This is a genomic window from Amphritea sp. (genome assembly GCF_016744155.1).
Lineage (GTDB): Bacteria > Pseudomonadota > Gammaproteobacteria > Pseudomonadales > Balneatricaceae > Amphritea.
Window position 1 is genome coordinate 57,962 of sequence record NZ_JADGEW010000006.1, and the last position, 21,552, is coordinate 79,513.

The window sequence follows — 21,552 nt, forward strand, 5'->3', positions numbered from 1 at the left end:
CGCTCCAAAAGCAAAGCCGTTTCGATATGAAGCGAGTATACGGAGGGTTGGCTGAGTGCCTTTGCCATTTAAAGCAAAGCTTTTACCATTTAAGACATTAGAGAGCGTTTCACCACAGAGGACACAGAGAGCACAGAGGAAGGGCTTCAGGAAAGAGCCAATGATTTACCTCGGTATTCTAGGTTGTGATATATGTGAGTAAGAGGTTTTCACCACGGAGAACATAGAGGAAGGGCTTGGATAAGAGTTAATGCTTTATCTCGGTGTCCTCAGTGTCCTCAGTGTCCTCTGTGGTTAATGATTTTTTATAGATAACGTGTTCTGAAAGCAGTGGGCGTCTCTCCGGTCCAGCGCTTGAAGGCCCGGTTGAGATGGGCCGGGTCGGAGAACCCTAGTGAGTAAGCGATCTGGGTAATGTTCTGCCGGGAATGTTGCAGGTACTTGCGGGCCAATTCTTCACGGATCTGGTCACGTAGTTTTTGAATCGTTGTGCCAGATTGGGTGAGTTTATATTGCAGGGTACGGGGCACGATATTTAACTCAGTAGCGACCGCGTCTAAAGTGGTTAGTCCCAGCGGCATCAGATCGATCAGTGTATTGCGTACCTGGCCGGCCAGGTCAGCCATCTGTAATCGTTGCAGATAGTCTTCTACCAGCTTGTCATTTTGTTCAGCCAGCAGACTATTACCCGTCGGCAGATGTTCATTGAGTTGCGCAGCACTTAACTCAAGGCCGTTATTGGGTTCACCAAAACTGACGGGGCATTGAAAATAATTTTCCCACAACTCAGGATTAGCCGGCGCTATGCGTGAGAATTTCACCGAGAGGGGAGAAAAGCTTTGATCAGACATATCGCGGAACATTTTGACTATCGCGCCGAGAAAATAATCGATTCCCTCAGCAACAACCAACGGCTGGTGGTCAGACTCTTTTATCTCCATCGAGAAAGCAAAACTATCCGGGCCTGACTTACTGAGTGACAGACTACAACCATCATTGAGTAACAGATCAAAACGAACCATTCGCTGCAGGGCATCGAACAAGCTGTTACTGGCCCATAGCGAAAAGCCCAGTGCATGAAACGTAGTCGGGCAGACATACCGGGCCACCTGTAAACCGATATCTTCCTGGCCTGTTTCGTTTAATGCCAATGCCCAAAGGGTACGGGTGTGGTCAGAACTGAAGCGCACATCGGTATCGCGCTTTTGCGAGATATCCACACCGGCAGCATGTAAGAGTTGAGCGCCGTTGTAGCCCAGCGAATCCAGAGCACGTCCGACAGCGACAGACCAGCCACCAACGACGGTTGATGATTGCTTACTATCGACTGCTGCAGATTGTTTCTGTCGGGTATTTTCGTCCATGCTCACTCTGTACCAAAAGGCCTTGAAACTGAGAGACTCAGTGTACCCCTAAGTTCAGATGAACCAAAGGATGGAAGCTGACGTTGAATGGTTAAAAATCAGCTGCGTTTATTGCCAGTTGCTCCGGAGTGAAGCGATAGATTGTCATCTCATCCACGCTATAAGCCCCCATGTTCCGATAGAAACTGATGGCGGGTTCGTTCCAGTCCAGGCAGCCCCATTCTAGTCGTTGGCATCCCCGCTGTAGTGCCAGTTTTGACAGATAGGCGATCATTGTTTTGCCAAGCCCTTTTGACTGAACAGGTTGATCGATAAAGAAACCATCAATATACAGCCCTGACTGCCCAGTGAAGGCCGAAGAGGTTTGGTAGAAATAGATAAATCCGACGGTCTCACCCTTAAGTTCGGCAAAAACCACTTCACCCTTTTTATCGGTCAGTAACCGATGAATGTCAGCTTCAGTGGCGGTTATTTTATCCAGCATCTTCTGATAAGCACCGAGTTTTCTCATGTACTCGACAACCAGACCTGCATCATCGGGCGTTCCTGGTCGTAATCGGCATTCACAATTCTTGGTTTGAATGAAATCCATATCGTTTTTCCTTAGTTAGAAATGTTGCCGAAAAACCCTTTAGATAAATCTGCTTGGCTCAGTCTGTTCCGGGGTGTCAATCCAGACGGGTTATAGCGAATAAACGATAGTGTTTCTAAACGATCGTTTTAATTGCTACAAATAGAGACAAGAGGTCCGGATAGTGTCGGGCCTCTTGTTTTATGGACTGCAAAAAAAGCAGCAATTTACCAGCGCAAAGGAGTGACAATTTTATGGAAACTTTTATAGCAAACAACGCCCAGCAAAACCACCTGCAAATTCCACCACAGCCAATAGCTCAACAGGCAATTCAGCAACGTCAAAGGCGTTATTGGGATGCCCGGGTGTATGAAGAAGTCCGTGGTGATAACTGGAGCAGAACAAGTGTTGATAACCGCATAGATTTACAGGGCTGGCTACCCTATCTGGATCAGCTCCCCCGTGATCCCTATGTAGATACCCGCTGGAAACGGATGTCCTGGTTCTATCTGGATCAGTCAGGTGAGCCCCGCGTGTTAGCCGGTTGTCCTATGGCGCAGGGTGGAGCCTTCAATGACGCTGATACTATGGCCGATAAAGTTCGCCATTACGCGCCCCTGGAAGATCAGTTTATTCAGCGGGATGATGTGAGTAGTTTTATCAAAGGCTGGGCCGATCTGTGGGATATTCAACCGGGTGAACCGATTCTGATGCAGATAAATGGCGTACGGGGAGATGAATTAACCGACCCATTACAGGGGCAGGGTATCCATAAGGATGGCAGTCAGTTTCTCAGTGTACTGGTGATCAATCGTGAAAACGTCAACGGTGCGACCAGCTCGCTATCGTTTGATAAGCAGGGTCGGCAAGAGATCATCTCGGCAGATCTGGCCCCGGGAGAGATTTTGCATATTAAGGACGATCAGATCTATCACAGTGTTAGCAGTCTGAAACCCCTGGATACCAGTCAGCCATTCGAGCGGTTTATCATCATTATCAATTGTCGTTTCAATGATCAGTTTCAGAACCGAATTCTAAGGGAGCATTTTCCTGGGGCGGTGTTGAATGAGTGGTAGGGCAGTAAGGAAAACAGGTCGGTAGAAAAATTGGTGTAAAAGGTGAATCTTGTGTTCGCCTTTTTTATCCTGGTAAACCACGGGTCAGTTGACCCGCTGTTTAAAGCTTAACGAGGCTCAGCTCTTTCGATACATATTCGGTAATTTAATATGGAACTGAATGGCCAGCGCTCGAAGAATAAACGCGACCAGAAAGCCCCCCATCAGGTCATAGCTGTAGGGCAGGTTTAAGGTATTGAGTATCAGATAGGTAACCGATCCGACCAGCATAGGGGTGATATATAGCTCTTCATTCATCAGTGTCAGGTTGCTGCCACAGAGCAAGTCTCGGGCGATACCGCCAAAGCTACCGGTCATAACCCCCATGCAGACCGCAATCAGGGGCGATGTGCCAAACTTCAGCGCGATCTCTGTGCCCACGACAGCAAACAGGGCAAGACCAACCGCATCCATCCAGATTAGTGCGCGTGTTCGCGAAGCCAGTTTAGGTGCAATAAAGTAGGTAATAGCTGAGGCGAGCAGGCAGATGATGATCCAGATAGGTTCACGGATCCAGAATACCGGTAGTTTACCTAGCAGCACATCGCGCAGAGTGCCACCGCCCAGCCCGGTTGCGGTGCCGATCAACATCAAGCCCAGAATATCCATTTTCTGACGTGCGGCATCCAATGCGCCTGAAACGGCGAAAACACCTACGGCAGATAGCCCCATGATGCTGATAACCGCAGTAATATCGAAAGGCATTAATTCGTTTCCTAAAGTGTGATTGGTGAGGCATAAAGGTTATGAAAGATGCGCTATATGTGGAGGCTGAATTATTTAGCATCAGGTTGTTATTTTAAGGGAGAAATCGATCAAGTGGGAGTGATCATTGTGATAGTCTAGCTGTATTTTTATGGTTACGGACGATCTGAATGAAACTCCTACATACGTCTGACTGGCATCTGGGTCAGAGTTTTTTTACCAAAAGTCGCAAAGCTGAACATCAGGCATTTCTTGCCTGGTTGCTGGAGCAGGTCGCTGCCCATGATATCGATGCTGTCATTGTCGCGGGCGATATCTTTGATACTGGCACGCCTCCGAGCTATGCACGGGAGATGTATAACCAGTTCATCGTAGCGATCAGTCAGCTGAATTGCACGCTGGTGGTATTGGGTGGTAATCACGACTCAGTATCGACCTTGAATGAATCAAAACAGCTGGTGGCCTGTCTTAATACTCATGTCGTCGCTAACGTTGTCCCGAGTGCCGTTACCGCCGAAGTAACAGACGACACTGCCAGATCTGCACCGGATCATAATCAAATTATTGAGCTAAAAAACAGTACGGGTGAAACCGGTGTTATTCTCTGTGCGATTCCCTTTATCCGCCCCCGTGATGTTATACAGAGTCGTGCCGGCGAATCGGGCCTTGAAAAGCGTCAGGCATTGGGCGAGGCGATTAAGCAGCATTATCATCAGCTGTATCAGGCAGCGCTGGCTGTCAGAGAAGAGAAACAATTGAATGTTCCTATCATCGCTACCGGCCATCTAACGGCTTTGGGCGTGAGTCAGTCAGACTCCGTACGCGATATCTATATCGGTAGCCTGGATGGTTTTGCGGCGGATGGATTTCCCCCGGCAGACTATATTGCTCTGGGACATATCCACAGGCCACAGGTTGTCGCCAAATCAGAGCATATCCGTTATAGCGGCTCGCCCATTCCACTGAGCTTTGATGAACTTAAAACCACAAAGCAGGTGGTGATAGTGGAGTTTGATCAGGCTGATCGGGTGGCTATTTCTCCCCTTGAAGTGCCACGGTTTCAGCCGATGGCCGTGATCAAAGGTGACCTCAGTAGCATCGAATCTCAGCTGAAAGCGTTTGACGCTAATACCAATGAAAGTGCGCCGCAGGCTAAGCCGGTTTGGCTCTGTATAGAGGTCGAACTTCAGGACTATCTTGCGGATCTACCCCAACGTATCCAGACACTGATCGAAGGCTTGAGCGTCGAGCAGACAGTCGATCAATCAGTAAGCCCGTCGGTTGGCTTGTCCTTTGAAGTATTGCAGCTGCGGCGTTCACGTAACACCGCTAAGCAATCGTTAACCCAGACAGCGCGTGAAACTCTGGCGGAGTTAACGCCCGATGATGTCTTTGCTAAGCGACTGGAGCTGGAGAACTTCGAAGGTGAAATAGAAACGTTGCGATTAGGCAGAATAAAGCAGCAATTTAAACAGATACTGTCGGAAGTTGAGAATCCGGAGCAGGGCGCATGAAGATATTAAGCCTGCAGTTCAAAAATCTGAACTCTCTGAAAGGCGAGTGGAAGATCGACTTCACTCAATCGCCCTTTGTGGATAACGGCCTGTTTGCGATTACCGGGCCGACCGGGGCGGGCAAAACCACCCTGCTCGATGCGATCTGTCTGGCGCTATACCATCAGACGCCCCGCTTAGGCCAGATCTCGGCGTCAACCAATGAGATTATGACCCGGGGCACCGCCGAGTGCTCCGCTGAAGTGCAGTTTGAAGTGAAAGGCAAAGCCTATCGTGCCCACTGGAGCATGCGTCGTTCCCGAGGTAAGGCCGATGGTAATCTGCAACAGGCGGATGTCGAATTGGCTGAAGTCGCTACGGGCAATGTGCTGGCGACCCAGATAAAGCAAAAAAACGAGACGATTGAACGTATCACCGGTCTGGATTTCTCCCGTTTTACCAAATCGATGCTGCTCTCCCAGGGGGAGTTTGCTGCTTTTCTGAATGCCAAAGAAGCCGAACGAGCAGAGTTGTTAGAAGAGCTAACCGGCACCGAGATCTATGGGCAGATCTCTGAGCGGGTGCACCTGCACTTTGCTGAGGCTAAGCAAAAGCTGGCAGAGCTGAACTCTCAGGCCAAAGGTGTGCAACTGCTCACTGATGAGGCTAAACAGCTACTCCAGGAAGAGTTAACCCAGCTTCAACAGCAACAGACTGAGCATAAGGCCAAAGTTACAGCTTCCAGTGCCCATTTAAGCTGGTGGCAACAGCAAGAGCGCGGGTTACAAGAGGTAGCCGCTAACACTGAGCGCTTACAAAAAGTTAAAGAACAGCAAACCCTGGCACAACCGGATCTGCTGCGCTTACAGCAGAGTGAACCGGCGGAACAACTGCGAACCCCTTTTACGTTACTGCAGGATGCTCAGCTACAGCGTGATAATAGCGAAAAGCTCTATAGCGAAAAGCAGGCATCAGAGCAGGGGGGCAAAGCGCAAATGGAGACCGCTGCGGCAACCTTCGATCAGCAGCGTGCATTGCTCGAAAAAACCAAGCAGCAGCATGAACATCAAGAGCGTCTGATCAATGATCAGGTGGTTCCGCTGGATCAAAAAATCTCTGCCGAGCAGGAAAAGCTGAGCGAAAAAAATAACGGGATGAAAGAGACCGTTTCGAAAAGAGATGCCAGTCAACAGCAGCTAATCTCGCTTAACGAGCAGATCAACACTCAAGCTCAAGAGCTCGAAGCGATTGATCAGTATCTGCTGCAGCACAAGGCAGACAGGTCGTTAAAACAGTACCTGGGTCAGTGGCAAATACAGGCTGAACAGATTCTGTCAGAAGAGGCTGGGTTAAACCAACTGATCAACAAAGAAGCAGGCCAGCAGGCAATGCTGACTCAGCAACAGGACGCACATGAAGCAGATGAAAAACTGTATCAAATGGCGGTGGCGGATACAGGCAAGCTAGAGCAGGTCTGGCAGCAGGCAAACGGTGCTTCTGTTGCAGCATGCGAGCAGGGAGATATCGAAGTATTAGAACAGCAACGGGAGCGGTTGAATACTGACTACACCCAGTTGCTTAAACTGCAGCCGCTCAGTCACCGCTGGCAGCAGCTTGATACAGAACGGCAGGAAAAGCAGGCAACCGAAAAGAGCGAGCAGGCCCGACAAGTAACAGTCAAGCAGACACGAGATCAGTTACGAGCCCAGTATAAAAAACAGGAGCAATTGGTCAGCGCTCTGAGCAAACTCGTTACTCAGGATGAACAGTTAGCTCAGTTCCGGGCCGACCTTCAGGCCGGAGAGGAGTGCCCTCTGTGTGGCTCCCATGATCATCCAAAGCTGACTGGCGATGTATCAGATCTGTCTCAGGCCATTAAAGACAGAGAGATAGCCGAGCAGGAACTCAGCGAGATTAAAGGGCAGGGGCAGGATACCGCTGCCGCACTGACCTCAGTTGAGCGTCATCTGCAGGAATTAGTGCAACGGTTAAGTGCGATAAAGACTGATCAGTCTGGTTTGGAACAGCAGTGGCAGCAAATCACAAGAGTTTTGAACCTCGGTTTTCCAATTAGTGATAGTCAAAGTCTGCAGCAGTATGAAGCAGCGGAACAGGTAAAACGGCAGCAATCTGCAGATGCGATTCAGCAGCTTAAAAAGCTGAATAAGCAAAGAGACGATGCCAAGCAGCAATGGGACAACGCACAGCGCAGTGCAGAACAACTGAAAAACAGGTTTGAGTTGAGTGAGCAGGCGATAACTAACCTCTCCAGGAGTCTGCTTGAAGTCCAACAAGATAAAGCCAAACGATCAGAGCAGATCATCACCCAGCGCGAGGCGTTTACTGCACAGCTAACTGAACAAGGCTATCACCCCCCTGAGGCAGAACAGCTACATGAATGGCTGAAAGCCAAACAGCTGGATGCGCAGCAATGGGAGGCGTTTAGCGGTAAGAAAGAACAGCTCTCTAGCCATTTTAGTCGCTTAAGTATTGAACAGACGCACTGCCAGAATCAGCTAAACGATCTTGAAAAACAGCTGACTCAGTTACAAGAGGAATGGGAGCTGCTGAGCCAGTCACTTCAACTGTTGAAAACTCAGCGTAGTGAGCTTTTTGGTGAGAGGGTTGTGAGCCAAGCGCGCGCAGAGAGCCAAATTCAAATGCAGTCTGCCGAGGCAACTCATAAGACAGCGCAGGAGAGCAGTCACCAGTTATCCAGTGCGCATAAAGCCCAGCTCGCAGAGCTGAACAACCAGCAACAAGCGCTTAAAACGTCACAAACCCGTCTGGAGGCGCGAAAGTCCAGCTGGTTAACCGCATTGTCAGAAAGCCCGTTCAGCACCGAAGAGGCATTCCAGCAGGCACTCTTGTCAGAGCCAGAACGCAAAACGTTACAAGATAAAAAGCAGCAATTGGATAGCGAACTCGCACAAGCTAAAGCATTGCTGGATAACGCAGGGCAAGCGCTGAAAGCCGTACAGGAAAATCCACTCGCAGCGGAATATCAGAAGACCCCCAAGGTGGATATCGAAGCGCAGATCAGTGAACTGAATAACACTGTTGAGCAGCTGGCAAGACGGGTTGGAGAGATTAGTAACGAGCTAACCTCAGACCAGAGCCGTCGAAAAGATCAGCAGGCGTTGTTCGATGAGATTGAAGCGTACACCGAGCATTACGATGATATTCAATACCTGCACTCACTGATAGGCTCACAGAAAGGCGATAAATTCCGTAAGTTTGCTCAAGGCCTGACTCTGGATAATCTGGTCCACCTGGCGAACCAACAGCTGGAACGTCTGCATGATCGCTACTTGCTGAAACGTAAACAAGATGCCGGGTTAGAACTCAGTGTATTGGATACCTGGCAGGGTGATATCGAACGGGATACCAAAACCCTCTCCGGTGGCGAGAGCTTTCTAGTGAGTCTGGCTCTGGCCCTGGCGCTCTCTGATCTGGTCAGCCACAAAACCAGCATCGACTCCCTGTTCCTGGATGAAGGCTTTGGCACATTAGATAGTGAAACACTGGATATCGCCCTCGATGCGTTGGATAACCTCAACGCCTCCGGCAAGATGATCGGTGTCATCAGTCATATCGAAGCGATGAAAGAGCGAATTCCAGTTCAGCTCAGAGTGGTTAAAAAGAGTGGATTGGGGATTAGTGAGTTGGGTACGGAGTATCGGGTAGCGTAGAGGGTTGTGGTTACTGTAGGAGCTGCTTTAGCATGCCCTCTGGGTACCAGCAGCGATTTTGGTATGACGATATACATTTGTTGATCATTCTTTATCGCGGTACTTCTAATCTTCTTTTTCCGCTCTCGCCGATCGGGTCAAGACCTTTCAACAGCTAAAGGTCTTAACAATCTAAAGCCGCACCACTGCTGGGTCGCTTCGCGACTTACCTGCGCGTTTCATTTTTCAATGGACGCGGGAAAAACTTGGTCGCTTCGCACCCTCAGGCAGTTCCCCGCTTTAGCCCATTGAAAAACTGCAATGCTCGGCTGCACAGAGGGAAATTGGGGCCGTGCTAAATTCTGATTTTGATTTCTAAGAGGTATATGAGCGCTAACTTAATAGCGAATTGTCTGTGAAGAAAAGCTATGCAATGATTAGGTCAACTAGCCAGGGAGATCAAATGGCGACCACAGGCTTAAGGATAGATGCTGAAACGTTGCAACTTCTTTACCAGTTCTTCAAACGATTAAGTGTCAGTGTTCACGCTTTAATATCGTATATTTTGTTGTTATATATTGAGGATAATTCAGAAAATGAGCTTTGTTTTAGAAAGATTTATCGCTGATTGTAAGTCAGCTGTAGAAGGGGATAAGCCGCAAGAGGTGATTGCTGAGTTAGTGCAAGGTGCTGTGCAAGATTATAAAGGGGTTATGGCGGCTATAGGGGAACCAAAGCGAGCTATGATTGAGAAACTGTATGTCTCGGATAGCCTGACAATTGTTAATGTGGTTTGGGCACCTAAGATGACATTAATGCCTCACAACCATAACACATGGGCAATTATTGGCGTTTATTCAGGGCGAGAAGATAATATTTTTTGGCGGCGTATAAAGGACGATAAGAATGGAAAAATCGAAGCGGCAGGTGCCCAATCGATAGCGGCGTGTGAAGTCGCAAAGTTAGGCAAAAATATTGTTCACTCAGTGACTAATCCTACGTCTGAATTTACCGGTGCTATTCACGTCTACGGCGGTAACTTCTTTGAAGTTGAGAGGAGTGAGTGGGATCCCATGAGTCTGAATGAAGCAGCTTATGATGTGGAGAAGGCGCTTGCGTTATTCGAGGCAGAGAACGCAGCACTGATTTAAGACCAGAGTAATGGGTTTCAGAGTACATCTATCGAAAGATTCGACAATCAAATGAATCAGAGCTTTTGAATTTTTCCTCCATTAGTTTTGCTGATTGGTCTTCATAGGCTGCGAAAAACTTAAAGGCCGCTCAATAGCGGCCTTTAACGTGTCTAACTTGGCCCAAATTACCAACGCCCTGTCGCTAAACTTCTGGGTGAGTATTCACCGAACTCAAATTGAAAAGGGAGTGCGTTTTCTATTCGCACGCCGTGTTCTAGTGTGAAGGTCCAGCCCCGTTCGGCGCCCTGTATATTTTTTATTTCCGGGTCATCCTCTGCGAGTATGGTTACGCTGCCGGTCAGCATCATCAGGTCACCGCTCTGGAAGTCGATAAATAACAGTCCGGCTTTGGGGTTGACGACAAAGTTGCCCAGCGTCATAAACAGGAAGTTACCCGAGAAATCCGGAATGGTGAGGGTGTCTCCCTGCACCTTGATAAAACCCGCTTGTCCGCCGCGATGAGAGACATCAACACCTTCAGTGTCAGGGTTGTCGTCTGAGGGGACGTAACTGGAGACAAAAAACGTATCGGCATCGGCGATCCAGCGCCGCGCGCTATCATCTAAGGTTGAGAAGTGAGTAATGTTTTTGTCGTTGATGACCGGCTGTTGGCGCTGAGTGTAGGTAACCGAGCGGGTCTGTATATATTGAGGGCAATTACCAAATGACTGATCAACGGATATTGAGAAACCGCTATCCGATGCGTGGCTGATATGGGCGTTCATCCGATTACGGCGGCGGGTAGGCAGTTCTATCCCTAACAGGCCTAATGGGGCACCCACCTGCAAATTGTTCTGTAGTGGATCACCTGTTATAGCCTGAGTCATAAATTCAAGTGCAGTCGGGCTGGGGGATGCGATAAATCCGGGTTTGCCTGCGATAACAGACGCCCATGGCCGGCCCTGTTGGTCAACACTACCGATGATCATAAAGGGCAGTTGTGAAAAAAACTGTCGATGCTGGTCCGGCATATATGAGCGGATAATCTGCCCACCGATACTGTCCATCCGTTCGCTCATGCCAGTACGGGCTTGCATCACCTTCTCACCGGTATGAAAAGGTGTTTGTGTTGCGTATCGGTTATCTGGAGTATGCATAGTGTCACCTGAGATACTGCTAGTGGCTGTTGTTAAGCGATTGGGCATTTCATAAGACCAGAGCCAACCTGGCTCAGATTCATCACTTTACATATGAACCTGAGACCGGCTAGAGCAGGGGATGCCAGTCGTAAGCGGTTAGGCACGCAATCCTACGTTCGTTGTTGGCATCGGTATAAAACCATCTTGTGCTTCAATGTTTTTAAGTAGCCGCTGCACATTGGGGTAAGCGTCCAGTGAAACATTGCCTTCGGGTGCGTGGGCCACATAGCTATAAATCGCAACATCCGCGATGCTGATGTTGTCGCCTACTAAGAACTCCCGGTTGTTCAGATGCGCTTCCAGCTTATTCAATACCTTTGTCGCCGTTGCCTGGGCAAAGTCGGGATCTATCGGCGCGTTAAAAACGGTAACCAGCCTGGCAGCAGCGGGGCCAAAAGCTATCTCACCGGCTGCTAAGGTTAGAAACTTCTGCACTTCAGCTTCCAGTACATAATCTTGCGGAAGGTAAGCGGGGGCGAACTTTCGCGCCAGATAGACCAGAATCGCATTTGAATCAGATATCACCACATCGGCATCTTTAATGACCGGTACCTGACCGGCGGGATTTAGCTTAAGAAACTCGGCTTGTTTGTGTTCGCCGGCGGGCAGGTCGACATTGATAACCTCATGGGGAATGCCTGCGAGACTCGCAAACAGAGTAGCCCTGTGTGCGTGGCCTGATAATGGGAAAGCGTAAATCTTAACTGTGTTAGACATTTTGTAACCTATCCGATGTGTTTGATGATGGAGTTAGTCTAGATAGGGTTCGCTTAATGGACAATATCCGATATTATTGAATCTTTATCTACAAAATGTAGATAGTGGGTCTGGTTTACTTGCCAGAGCTGTTTTAAGTGAAGGGGTTTTGAATTGGATACCATTGTTGGCATGCGTACCTTTGTTGCGGTAGCCCGGCAGCGCTCTTTCACCGCCGGGGCAAAGCAGCTCGAGATAAGCACTAAGCTGGCCAGTAAGTATGTCCGCCAGCTTGAGGAAAAGTTGGGGGCTCAGCTATTTCACCGGACTACCCGAAGTGTCACGCTGACTGAAACCGGAGAAGCTTACTTTACCCGTTGTGTGCCCCTGCTAGAGCAGTTTGATGAGCTGGAAGGCGTCGTGCAGACCCGACAGTCCACGTTGGCCGGGTCAATCAGGATAACGGCCCCGACAGGCTTTGGTAGCACGCATCTGGTCGATGCGGTAAGTCATTTTCAACCCTTGCACCCTGATGTCACCATTCAATTACAGCTGGCAGATCACTATGTACCTGTCGTGGAGGAGGGCTTTGATCTGGCCATTCGATTTGGCCCCTTGAATGATTCCAGTCTGGTCGCACGCAAGCTCATGGATATGCGTATGGTGGTCGCCGCATCGCCTGACTATCTCTCCAGAGTGGGAGAGCCACAGCATCCGGAAGATCTGTCACAGCACAATTGCTTACTGATGCGCATTAATGCGGACCAGAGTCGCTGGCCATTTAATATTGAAGGTGAGCCGGTATCGGTACGGGTGAGTGGCTCATTCCATGCGAACAGCCCGAAAGCGATCGCTCAGATGGGTGCAACCGGCCTGGGGATAATTTTTTGTCCACACTATGCGATTAAACCCTATGTCGAGACCGGTGAACTGAAAATTCTCTTCGAAGAGCAGGAAGCTAGCGTTATTTCGCTCTATGCGGTTTATCCTCAAAGTCGTCATCTTTCAGCCCGGGTGCGGGCGCTGATCGATCACCTTGTAGAAACCTTTAAAGCCGGGATTTGAAGCAGGCTAGCTGGAGTTGTCTGCGCAAAACACCAAGTTATCCCGCGCTCCTATGTGGCTTAGCCCGGTAATCTGAGCCATAAGGCCTGATGCCCGAAGGTTGGTAAAAGTCACTGAACCGAAAAGCATGAATTTTACTAAGGGTTAACCCTATCTTATTGGTTGAGTCAGTCTTACAATCTAGTGAATACGAAAAGATAGAGGCCTCCGGTGATTATTCGAAATCAGGACAAAATTAACTCCCCCGATACCATCAAACAACAGTTTGAGTCCCTGGGCTATATTTGTAGTGATGCTATTGCCACCTCGGTATATCTGGCGTGTCATCTTCAGAAACCTATATTGGTTGAAGGCCCCCCGGGTGTTGGTAAAACAGAACTGGCTAAGAAGACCTCTGATCTGTTGTCTGCCCCACTAATTCGCATGCAATGTTATGAAGGTCTTGATGAAGCCAAGGCGCTTTACGAGTGGAAGTACGGCAAGCAGTTGCTCTATACCCAGCTATTGAAAGACCAGCTAGGTGATGTCATGCGGGGTGCGAAAGGCCTGGATGAATCGGTTTCCCGTTTGCATCAGTTTGGTGACATCTTCTATTCCGATGAATTCCTTGAACCCCGTCCGCTGCTGGAAGCATTAAGAACGGAAGACGGCGCCGTTCTGCTGATCGATGAAATAGATAAAGCCGATCAGGAATTTGAAGCGTTTCTACTGGAGCTTCTGTCGGACTACCAAATATCTATTCCCGAGCTGGGCACGATAAAAGCGAAGTCTAAGCCACTGGTATTCTTAACCAGTAATAACACCCGAGAGCTCAGCGATGCATTGAAGCGACGCTGCCTGCATCTCTATATTCCCTTTCCGTCGAAAGCGATTGAGCAAAAGATTATTACCGCTCAGGTGCCTGAACTGAATGACAAGCTTAAGCATCAGTTAGTGGAGTTTATTAGTGAACTTCGGGATATGTCTTTGAAAAAGGCTCCTGCTGTGAGTGAAACAATTGATTGGGCCCGTGCGCTTTTACTCCTCAATGTCGACAGTCTGGATCATGAGTGGGTAAAGACGACGCTTAATCTGTTGCTGAAATTCCAAGACGATATCGAAGCAGTTGAACCCGAGATTCATAATCTTCTTAAAGTCGCGACAAAGGAAAATTAATCGACCCAAGGGTCGAGATTGATTATGCAAAAAGTATTAGGCGATTTCATACACGCACTGCGACAAGCCGGTTTGCCGATATCATCGGCGGAAACGCTGGACGGCTTAAATGCAGCTCAATTAGTCGGCATTGATAACGCGCCTCTGCTTAAACAGTCGCTGGGGACGACGCTGACCAAATGTCTGGAGCATCGACTGATCTTTGATCAGATTTTTGATCAGTTCTTCAACAGTCATAATCAATTCAACGCTGACTACGGGCATACTCCTCAAACTGCTGAGCATACAGACATAGCGTTACCCCCAATACCGATGCTTAGCCTGGAATCGTCTCTGGCGCAGCAGTTGATGAGCGGTGATGTCTCAGCGATGCAGGTAATGATTGCCAGTGCTGCCGCTGCGTCCGGTGCTCAGGAAGTTACCTTTATGACCCAGGTGCCGATGGTGACTTATCGGCTTATGCAGGCGCTGGGGGATGGAGCGCTACAACAGGAATTGGCTGAAATGGCCGATCGTGATGAGAGCAGTGCTGAACTACAGTTGCTGCGCCAGCGAAGAATCCGGTTGCAGCAGCATGTCCGTGACTACGTTGAACAGCAGTACCTGGCCTTTAATCAAAATGAGCCGAGCAAGCGACGCGAAGGCAATTTACAAAAAATTAGCCTGACCAGTATCGATCACCGAAACTATAAGCTTATGGGTGAACTGGTGCGTAAGGCAGCTAAAAGATTAGCGAGCATGCACAGTCGCAGGCGACGTATCACTAAGCGTGGTTTACTGGATGTCCGGCGGACTATCACTGCTAATGCCGCCTATGATGGCTTTCTGTTTCACACTAAGTGGAAATCAACCCGGGTTGAGCGACCTAAGGTGATGGTGATATGCGATGTCAGCGGCTCGGTAAGCAAAGTGGCGAGGTTTCTCCTGCTGTTTTTATACTCTCTGCAAGATGTACTGCCGAATGTTAGGTCTTTCGTGTTTTCTGCGAATATGGGCGAAGTTACCAGGCTTTTTGAACAGCATGATATGGACCAGGCACTGGCAGAAGTGATTCATAATTGGGGTAATAAGCCCACTCACTATGGCCAGGCTCTGGGCGACTTTGAAGAGATGGCGCTTGGCGATATCGATAATCGAACCACCGTTATTATGCTGGGCGATGCCCGAAATAATAATGAAGATGGCAATGTCGCTGTTTGGGAAGAGATCTACCGCCGTAGCCAGCGAGTACTCTGGCTCAACCCGGAAGGGCAGGTTAATTGGGATAGTGGTGACTCTATCATGCGCAAGTACGCGCCATTCTGTTCCCATGTCGAAACCTGTAACTCACTTCGAGATCTCAATAGAATTCTAGGGTCTGTTTTAAAACATGAGGCCTGAGCCTATCTTTAGGGCTGAATAAAGTTGGCTGGCAGGCCCATGCTTTACGTCATCTACAACTACTAAAATCATTCTTTGAAGCGTTGTCTAAGACTATTTTTTGTGACGAATACCCTTTTTGGGGTCTTATGGATGGCTGCTTCAGGTTATCTATCGACCTAAAGTGGAGATAGTTTCAAGTCAAACACGTAGATGTAGTGGAGTCATGAGTGAACTCAATACGAATCTTCCCCATGTGCTCTTTGGATAGTCAGTTATCATCCCTTGCAGTGACCAACTTCATGATAAGCACATGAATATCTTTTCTTTCACATTCAGACAGAGGCGATAAAAACTCTTCATTGCACTCCCTAGCTACTTCTGTAGCCGCAACCTCTAACTCCCGGCCTTTATCTGTTAAGAAAATCTGATAAGCCCTTCTACTAGTCGGGTGTTTTTTTCTCTCTACCAAACCTAAGGCTTCTAAAGAATCGAGCACCCTAGTAGTTGTGTAATTTGCGGTGTTGCAACGGGCTGCAAGCTCTACCTGAGTTAGTCCTTCCTCTTCCCACAGGGCAAAAAGGGATGGCCAAAGGCCGAGATTTAGCCCTACCTTTTTCAACTTTTGATCAAAAGAAGATGCCATCTGCCCTCCCAACACTGCAACCAGCCAACCAAAACTCTGATCTCTGGGTAACCGAGCTTCTTTCTTACCTTCCATTACTCACATCTCCACAGTAACCGTATCCAAATCGAGCTGCCTGCATCATACGTTCAAAATATTAGAGTGTCTAAAATGCATCTGTTGCATTTGCAACTATTGCGAACGCATGATAGTTTGCACTAATTGATAGCGCAGTACAAATTGATGAGGCTGCTCTGGAAAGAGAGATGTCCGATGACATCAGACATTTAGCCACACAGGAGATGAACCATGAAAAAATCAATAAGCTATCTGCACCGCATAGCGGGTGTGTTTGCTTTTCTTATTATCTTGAGTTTTTTTAGCAGCACACTGATTACTGAATTGATGGGTGATCAGGCAATGATCCTGACAGTTAAAACAGTTATTTCGTATGGTGTCTGGATTCTTATTCCTTTGATGATGATCACAGGCATATCTGGAATCAAGATGGCCCCAAAAGCTAACGCCGGCCCTATTGGAAATAAGAAAAAAAGGATGCCTTTCATCGCGTTAAACGGACTGCTGATTTTATTGCCTTGTGCGATATATCTACAGCATCTGGCAAGTTCTGGCAGCTTTGATACGACTTTCTACACTGTCCAGGCAGCAGAGCTTATTGCTGGCTTTATCAACTTAGTACTAATGTCTCTCAATATCAGAGATGGTATTCGGGTCGTAAGAGCCAAAAAATAATGCAGGGTCATAAAAGTAAGCTTCCCCAGAACCCATTAACAACCTACATAAACAGTGAAGAAACTAGAGCGTCCAAAGCTCTTCAGCATATGTAATAGGAAATAACACCATTAGAGGAATGAACAAAATGCCACACTTTAAAGAGCTAGATAAGATGGTAACCCTTGCGGATCAGATGGAAACCGAGGAAGGCCCGATAGTCCTAGTCAACGTATTTACCGTGGATGCGGTAGACGAAGATGCGTTGATTAAGGCGTGGTCACATGATGCGGATTTCATGAAGGCTCAACCTGGTTATATTTCAACCCAACTTCATAAAGGTATTGGTGGTAGCACTACCTATATTAACTATGCCATATGGGAAAGCGTTGCAGCATTTCGTAATGCTTTCACACATCCTGAATTTCAAAGTCGTATTGGCGATTATCCTGAAAGTGCAGTGGCATCCCCACATTTATTCAAGAAGCTTTCAGTTGAAAACCACTGTACTGCGTAATCCTAAAAAGCCTTACTAAGGACTGGGAGTCTGCTTGACAAGTGTAAGGCTTCTGATAGATTTAACTGCGTAAACGACCAATACCACACTGGAGGGTAAAGATGATTGTAGTTAAAACCTTCCGGGCAGTTCGCTGAAATCCGTATAACCTGATTTCTCTGCCCGGTTTATAAACCGGGGCAATTTAGCCCCCGATGATTATTTATCGGACGCTACTTATGTAAGCGTCAGGGGTTTCTATGACTACAATTTATTCACTGTCCCAACTGGGGTGGTCTCCTTTTTTTCAGCAACAACTCTCATTAGAAGAATGTACTCAATACCTGCCGGCCAGAGTTGTCGCGCAGCATCGTTCACATCTGGAACTGTATAGCGAGCAAGGCCAGCGGCGCTTGCCTCATACGCCCAAAATGCCCGCTCTAACGGTGGGGGACTGGGTGCTTTTACATGAGGATGGAGCCTTTTACCGTCTGCTGGAGCGTCTGTCTCGCTTCTCGCGTAAGGCGTCTGGCAGTAAAGTATCTGAGCAACTGATTGCCAGTAATATTGATACCGTCTTTATCACCACCTCACTGAATCAGGATTTCTCCCTTAATCGGATTGAGCGCTATATGGTGTTAATTAAAGAGGCGGGCGCAGATGCTGTGGTGGTTTTAACCAAGCCTGACCTCTGTGATGATCCAGACAGTTATTTGCAGCAGGTACAGGCCCTCGATCCATTACTTATGGTTGAAGTGGTCAATGGGCTTGATGCCAGCAGTGTAAAGGTTTTGCTTCCCTGGTGTCGGTCTGGCAATAGTGTTGCGGTGTTAGGTTCATCCGGTGTGGGCAAGTCTACGCTAGTGAATGCTTTGCTGGGGGAGTCGACCCAACAAACCGCCGAAGCTCGGGATGCAGATGATAAAGGTCGGCATACTACGACTTCCCGCACATTACATCTGATGTCCGGTGGTGGTGTGTTGCTGGATACTCCGGGTATGCGGGAATTACAGCTGACCGATTGTGAAACAGGACTGGAAGAGGCGTTTGCTGATATTAGTGCCTTGATTGAACAATGTCGTTACAACGACTGCCAGCATAATTCGGAGCCCGGCTGCGCGGTACAGAGAGCGCTTAAGGCGTCGCAGATAGATCAGCGTCGATTGTCGAACTATCTCAAATTGATGCGTGAACAGGCCCATAATAGTGCCAGTCTCGCAGAGAAACGGGAAAAAGACAGGGCGCTGGGGCGTTTTTACAGATCTGTACAAAAGGAATCAAGGAAGCTGAAAAAAGGCCGTTAGTCTGTGATAAAAAAGGCCGCTCAATGAGCGGCCTTTCATATTTATAATTACCTGTAATCAAAAGAGGCTATGAAATTAAGTTGGTTAATTTAATGAGAAGACCTCGGTAGGCGACATTTACATATTGCCCCAATCGAAATCAGTGTTGTTTTGACAAAATTTCTTCAAATAATACCTGCATCAGTTTTTGGCCATTTTCTGTACTCCAGTCTTGAGCAAGCTCTGCTATCAACTGGTTAGTCGTTGTTAATGTCACGCCATTGCTTTCCATGCGGCGCAACGCTGTTTCATCGGCGGTCTGAGTCGGTGAGCCTGAACCATCAACTACAACCTGTACATTGTAGCCCTCTGATACGGCAGTGATTGCGGGATACACCACGCAAACATCTGTAGTAATACCGGCGATAATAAGATTTTTACGTTTGGTATCTTTTACTGCTTTGGCAAACCCCTCATCTTTCATTGAGTCGACAACTCCTCCTCGCAATACACGATTCGCGTAAGCGTCTGGCACTGCCAGTTGCAACTCCTCAAACAGAGGTCCCTGTGCCTGGTCTTCCATGCTGGAAGTTAGGATCAAAGGCATACCTACCGCATCAGCAGCAAGTGCCAGCGCAATCGTATTCATTTTAATCTCTTCCAGACTTGCGGAGCCGACCCACCCCATAGTGCCTACCTGATGATCGATCAATAACATGGCGGAATTTTCAGGTGTGAATAGTGGTGATTTCATAATAGACCTCGATAGTTGATTAAGTGCTGAGCCATTTTTAGGCTTTGTCAGACTTAAATTACTCTGCTTGGTGTTGCATAAAGCGCTTCGGTTAAGCGCTGAATGTTATGGGAGCCTGAGTTCAAGCGTTCCTGACTCGAATGCATCGATGAGCCAGAGCTGATAATGGGTTGGTCAAGGGGCTGCCCTAAAGCAACCATAATGACGGCACCCGAGTCACCCGCTGTTAGGCTAAGATCAGCGTCTGATTGATTAAGCACCCCTAGATGGTTTGCTTTAAGTAAACTGTTATTGAGGGAGATTTCGCCTGAGCGAACATAAATAAAGCCGCTGGTCTGGCCCTTCTCAACAGCATGTTGCCATGTGCCATTGGATGTAATCTCGACCTCAAGATAGGTAATATCGACACTGTGTTTGGCAGGACTGAACACACCAGAATGCTGTCCGACCAGGATCTTCGTCTTGCTGACCGGTGTCGTAACAACCGGAGCCTGCTCTTTCTGCGCCAGTGAATAGGACACTGGACCCATCTCGACCTCGTCCTGGGGTAACAGAGTCCACAGTTGGAATGCATCGGTTACACCCCGATTGGGATAAACGGTTTCTTTATGTAAAACACCGGCACCAGACGCCATCAACTGCACACCACCGGCTTCTAGCTTGCCTTTGTTGCCATCAGTATCTTCGTGGACGATGTCGCCGATCACGGGGTAAGAAATAGTGGCTACCCCTGAATGACCATGAAAGCCAAACCCTGTGGTACCTGTCAGACCTTCTGTCTGGAAGTGATCCCAGAGCACAAAAGGGTTGAGTTGCTTAACATTCTTCTGGTTAATAAAACTGGTAACTGGACCATGCTGGTGACCGTTTCTGGTTTCTATTATTGAGCGGCTCATTTGTTGATCCTCCTGAACATTAGCGATGGACCCATGGTATTTGATACTCGACTACTTGATTAGATGGTATAGTTGGTTTTATCTATCCCATATTTATAAGTAGTTGGTGAATGATTGATTTCAATGAGGTTTATGTCTTTGTAAAAGTTGTAGAGGCGGGAAGTTTTGTCGGAGCCAGCAAGCAACTGAATATGCCTTCAACGACGGTGAGCCGAAAAGTACAAAAGCTTGAAGATGCACTTGGGGTGAGGCTACTGCAAAGATCAACGCGAAAACTGCATCTGACCGACATTGGTCAGCAGTACTTTGAAGATTGCCAGCAGAGTCTGGCAAGTATTGAAGAAGCAACTACGCTGGCAAGTGAATCCAGATCGATGCCCACGGGTCTGTTAAGGGTTACCTCGCCTACGGATTTTGCCGTGAACTATTTGCAGCCCTGGATCAATGACTTTCTACGGCTGTACCCAGATGTGCAGATAGAGTTGGAAGTAACAGACCGTTATGTGGACCTTATCGAAGAGCGCATTGATATAGCGTTTCGCAGCGGCGAGCTAAAGGACTCCAGCCTTATTGCCCGTCGTATTGGTCCTAAACAGAGTATATTCTGTGTCAGTCCTGAATATCTCGACAAAGCTGGCAGGCCGAACTCTCTTGATGATTTGAGTCAGCATGACTGCGTCATCATGGGCAGAAGCTTAAAAAATCAATACTGGCGGTTTATGACTGATGAAGGAGAAATTTCGATTCCCGTCAGAGGGCGATATGCAGTAGATAATATGAAATTAGTTGTTGAAGCAGCCCATAACGGTATGGGAATCGCTCAGGTACCTCATCCATTGGTCATGAACTTGTTAAAAAACGGGGAGTTAATTCAGGTATTAGCTGACCACTCAGCTCCTCAACAAAGCATCTATATTATTTATCCTTCCCACAAGCATTTAGCCCGGAATGTCAGAACCTTTATCGATCATGTGGTTGAGTCAACGACTCCTGATGCCCCCTGGGAAATTAAATAGCAAAAAGAAAGAGAGGGTATCCACCCGATAAGTTTTTAGCTTATATCGAAGTACAAAAAAGGCGAGCATAGCGCTCGCCTTTTTTTATATTGAGGTTATTTAACCAACTTTTTAAGCTAACTAACTTAGTTAAATCGTTAGTCACTATAATTGCTTAATCATTTCTTGAAGCGTTGCCAAAGACTAGTTTCTTGTGGTGAGTATCACTTCTCGGGTCTTATGGC

Annotated in this window: 19 protein-coding genes; 11 read left to right on the forward strand and 8 right to left on the reverse strand. The window is 47.9% G+C overall.

All coding sequences use genetic code 11. The features are described 5' to 3' along the window. Positions 1–305 precede the first annotated feature (305 nt). Together QZZ54_RS07110 and QZZ54_RS07115 are read right to left on the reverse strand one after the other, a co-directional pair. Positions 306–1,364: an AraC family transcriptional regulator gene (locus QZZ54_RS07110; RefSeq protein WP_290700801.1), complete on the reverse strand. Its 1,059-nt coding sequence runs from the start codon at positions 1,362–1,364 to the stop codon at positions 306–308. A 91-nt stretch (positions 1,365–1,455) separates the two neighbouring features. Continuing rightward, positions 1,456–1,956, reverse strand: coding sequence for a GNAT family N-acetyltransferase (locus QZZ54_RS07115; RefSeq protein ID WP_290700804.1), 501 nt, complete (start codon positions 1,954–1,956; stop codon positions 1,456–1,458). A 233-nt stretch (positions 1,957–2,189) separates the two neighbouring features. On the opposite strand from QZZ54_RS07115, the gene QZZ54_RS07120 reads away from it, so the two are divergent. Beyond that, positions 2,190–3,011 (forward strand): 2OG-Fe dioxygenase family protein, encoded by an 822-nt coding sequence (locus QZZ54_RS07120; protein WP_290700807.1) that lies wholly within the window; start codon positions 2,190–2,192, stop codon positions 3,009–3,011. Positions 3,012–3,128: 117 nt separating this feature from the next. Here QZZ54_RS07120 and QZZ54_RS07125 read toward each other — a convergent pair whose 3' ends face one another. Further along, positions 3,129–3,755 carry a trimeric intracellular cation channel family protein gene (locus QZZ54_RS07125; RefSeq protein ID WP_290700810.1) on the reverse strand — a complete coding sequence of 209 codons (627 nt, stop codon included), beginning with the start codon at positions 3,753–3,755 and terminating at the stop codon, positions 3,129–3,131. 170 nt (positions 3,756–3,925) lie between these two features. On the opposite strand from QZZ54_RS07125, the gene sbcD reads away from it, so the two are divergent. The 3 genes from sbcD (at position 3,926) to QZZ54_RS07140 (ending at position 10,070) form a co-directional block, all read left to right on the forward strand. Further along, on the forward strand, positions 3,926–5,269 hold the full coding sequence (sbcD, locus tag QZZ54_RS07130; RefSeq protein ID WP_290700812.1) for an exonuclease subunit SbcD: 1,344 nt from the start codon (positions 3,926–3,928) through the stop codon (positions 5,267–5,269). Then, entirely contained in the window at positions 5,266–8,940 is a 3,675-nt protein-coding gene (locus QZZ54_RS07135; protein ID WP_290700815.1) for an AAA family ATPase, read from the forward strand. Before sbcD ends, QZZ54_RS07135 begins: the two co-directional genes overlap by 4 nt. Positions 8,941–9,515: 575 nt before the next feature. Further along, the gene (locus QZZ54_RS07140; RefSeq protein WP_290700818.1) at positions 9,516–10,070 is read left to right on the forward strand and encodes a hypothetical protein; all 555 of its coding nucleotides are present in this window, start codon (positions 9,516–9,518) and stop codon (positions 10,068–10,070) included. A 167-nt stretch (positions 10,071–10,237) separates the two neighbouring features. Here the strand turns inward: QZZ54_RS07140 and QZZ54_RS07145 are convergent, their stop codons facing one another. Both QZZ54_RS07145 and QZZ54_RS07150 read right to left on the reverse strand, forming a co-directional pair. Beyond that, positions 10,238–11,209, reverse strand: a complete 972-nt coding sequence (locus QZZ54_RS07145) for a pyridoxamine 5'-phosphate oxidase family protein (protein WP_290700820.1) — start codon at positions 11,207–11,209, stop codon at positions 10,238–10,240. A gap of 138 nt (positions 11,210–11,347) precedes the next feature. Then, positions 11,348–11,968 (reverse strand): glutathione S-transferase family protein, encoded by a 621-nt coding sequence (locus tag QZZ54_RS07150; protein ID WP_290700823.1) that lies wholly within the window; start codon positions 11,966–11,968, stop codon positions 11,348–11,350. 153 nt (positions 11,969–12,121) lie between these two features. Between QZZ54_RS07150 and QZZ54_RS07155 the strand changes: the two genes are divergently transcribed. The 3 genes from QZZ54_RS07155 (at position 12,122) to QZZ54_RS07165 (ending at position 15,547) form a co-directional block, all read left to right on the forward strand. Continuing rightward, positions 12,122–13,012 carry a LysR family transcriptional regulator gene (locus QZZ54_RS07155; protein WP_290700826.1) on the forward strand — a complete coding sequence of 297 codons (891 nt, stop codon included), beginning with the start codon at positions 12,122–12,124 and terminating at the stop codon, positions 13,010–13,012. Positions 13,013–13,228: 216 nt separating this feature from the next. Further along, positions 13,229–14,167 carry a MoxR family ATPase gene (locus QZZ54_RS07160; protein ID WP_366645269.1) on the forward strand — a complete coding sequence of 313 codons (939 nt, stop codon included), beginning with the start codon at positions 13,229–13,231 and terminating at the stop codon, positions 14,165–14,167. A 24-nt stretch (positions 14,168–14,191) separates the two neighbouring features. Further along, complete coding sequence (locus tag QZZ54_RS07165) at positions 14,192–15,547, forward strand: VWA domain-containing protein (protein WP_290700832.1); 1,356 nt, start codon at positions 14,192–14,194, stop codon at positions 15,545–15,547. Between the two features lie 250 nt (positions 15,548–15,797). On the opposite strand, the gene QZZ54_RS07170 is transcribed toward QZZ54_RS07165, so the two are convergent. Continuing rightward, complete coding sequence (locus QZZ54_RS07170; RefSeq protein WP_290700835.1) at positions 15,798–16,247, reverse strand: MarR family transcriptional regulator; 450 nt, start codon at positions 16,245–16,247, stop codon at positions 15,798–15,800. Positions 16,248–16,460: 213 nt separating this feature from the next. Here QZZ54_RS07170 and QZZ54_RS07175 point away from each other — a divergent pair, with 213 nt between their 5' ends. From QZZ54_RS07175 to rsgA, 3 genes are all read left to right on the forward strand, one after another. After that, complete coding sequence (locus tag QZZ54_RS07175) at positions 16,461–16,904, forward strand: hypothetical protein (RefSeq protein ID WP_290700838.1); 444 nt, start codon at positions 16,461–16,463, stop codon at positions 16,902–16,904. Positions 16,905–17,031: 127 nt separating this feature from the next. After that, positions 17,032–17,400: an antibiotic biosynthesis monooxygenase family protein gene (locus QZZ54_RS07180; protein ID WP_290700841.1), complete on the forward strand. Its 369-nt coding sequence runs from the start codon at positions 17,032–17,034 to the stop codon at positions 17,398–17,400. A gap of 239 nt (positions 17,401–17,639) precedes the next feature. Continuing rightward, positions 17,640–18,683, forward strand: coding sequence for a ribosome small subunit-dependent GTPase A (gene rsgA / locus QZZ54_RS07185; RefSeq protein WP_290700844.1), 1,044 nt, complete (start codon positions 17,640–17,642; stop codon positions 18,681–18,683). Between the two features lie 139 nt (positions 18,684–18,822). On the opposite strand, the gene QZZ54_RS07190 is transcribed toward rsgA, so the two are convergent. Beyond that, on the reverse strand, positions 18,823–19,416 hold the full coding sequence (locus QZZ54_RS07190; protein WP_290700847.1) for an isochorismatase family protein: 594 nt from the start codon (positions 19,414–19,416) through the stop codon (positions 18,823–18,825). Between the two features lie 53 nt (positions 19,417–19,469). After that, positions 19,470–20,312, reverse strand: coding sequence for a pirin family protein (locus tag QZZ54_RS07195; RefSeq protein WP_290700849.1), 843 nt, complete (start codon positions 20,310–20,312; stop codon positions 19,470–19,472). A gap of 110 nt (positions 20,313–20,422) precedes the next feature. Between QZZ54_RS07195 and QZZ54_RS07200 the strand changes: the two genes are divergently transcribed. After that, on the forward strand, positions 20,423–21,328 hold the full coding sequence (locus QZZ54_RS07200; RefSeq protein WP_290700852.1) for a LysR family transcriptional regulator: 906 nt from the start codon (positions 20,423–20,425) through the stop codon (positions 21,326–21,328). Positions 21,329–21,552 lie beyond the last annotated feature (224 nt).

Coding starts and splice junctions, on each gene's coding strand:
- rsgA (WP_290700844.1), top strand. CDS start 17,640: ATGACTACAATTTATTCACTGTCCCAACTGGGGTGGTCTCCTTTTTTT.
- QZZ54_RS07190 (WP_290700847.1), bottom strand. CDS start 19,416: ATGAAATCACCACTATTCACACCTGAAAATTCCGCCATGTTATTGATC.
- QZZ54_RS07165 (WP_290700832.1), top strand. CDS start 14,192: ATGCAAAAAGTATTAGGCGATTTCATACACGCACTGCGACAAGCCGGT.
- QZZ54_RS07150 (WP_290700823.1), bottom strand. CDS start 11,968: ATGTCTAACACAGTTAAGATTTACGCTTTCCCATTATCAGGCCACGCA.
- QZZ54_RS07140 (WP_290700818.1), top strand. CDS start 9,516: ATGAGCTTTGTTTTAGAAAGATTTATCGCTGATTGTAAGTCAGCTGTA.
- QZZ54_RS07110 (WP_290700801.1), bottom strand. CDS start 1,364: ATGGACGAAAATACCCGACAGAAACAATCTGCAGCAGTCGATAGTAAG.
- QZZ54_RS07125 (WP_290700810.1), bottom strand. CDS start 3,755: ATGCCTTTCGATATTACTGCGGTTATCAGCATCATGGGGCTATCTGCC.
- QZZ54_RS07135 (WP_290700815.1), top strand. CDS start 5,266: ATGAAGATATTAAGCCTGCAGTTCAAAAATCTGAACTCTCTGAAAGGC.
- sbcD (WP_290700812.1), top strand. CDS start 3,926: ATGAAACTCCTACATACGTCTGACTGGCATCTGGGTCAGAGTTTTTTT.
- QZZ54_RS07200 (WP_290700852.1), top strand. CDS start 20,423: ATGATTGATTTCAATGAGGTTTATGTCTTTGTAAAAGTTGTAGAGGCG.
- QZZ54_RS07175 (WP_290700838.1), top strand. CDS start 16,461: ATGAAAAAATCAATAAGCTATCTGCACCGCATAGCGGGTGTGTTTGCT.
- QZZ54_RS07180 (WP_290700841.1), top strand. CDS start 17,032: ATGCCACACTTTAAAGAGCTAGATAAGATGGTAACCCTTGCGGATCAG.
- QZZ54_RS07115 (WP_290700804.1), bottom strand. CDS start 1,956: ATGGATTTCATTCAAACCAAGAATTGTGAATGCCGATTACGACCAGGA.
- QZZ54_RS07170 (WP_290700835.1), bottom strand. CDS start 16,247: ATGGAAGGTAAGAAAGAAGCTCGGTTACCCAGAGATCAGAGTTTTGGT.
- QZZ54_RS07195 (WP_290700849.1), bottom strand. CDS start 20,312: ATGAGCCGCTCAATAATAGAAACCAGAAACGGTCACCAGCATGGTCCA.
- QZZ54_RS07120 (WP_290700807.1), top strand. CDS start 2,190: ATGGAAACTTTTATAGCAAACAACGCCCAGCAAAACCACCTGCAAATT.
- QZZ54_RS07145 (WP_290700820.1), bottom strand. CDS start 11,209: ATGCATACTCCAGATAACCGATACGCAACACAAACACCTTTTCATACC.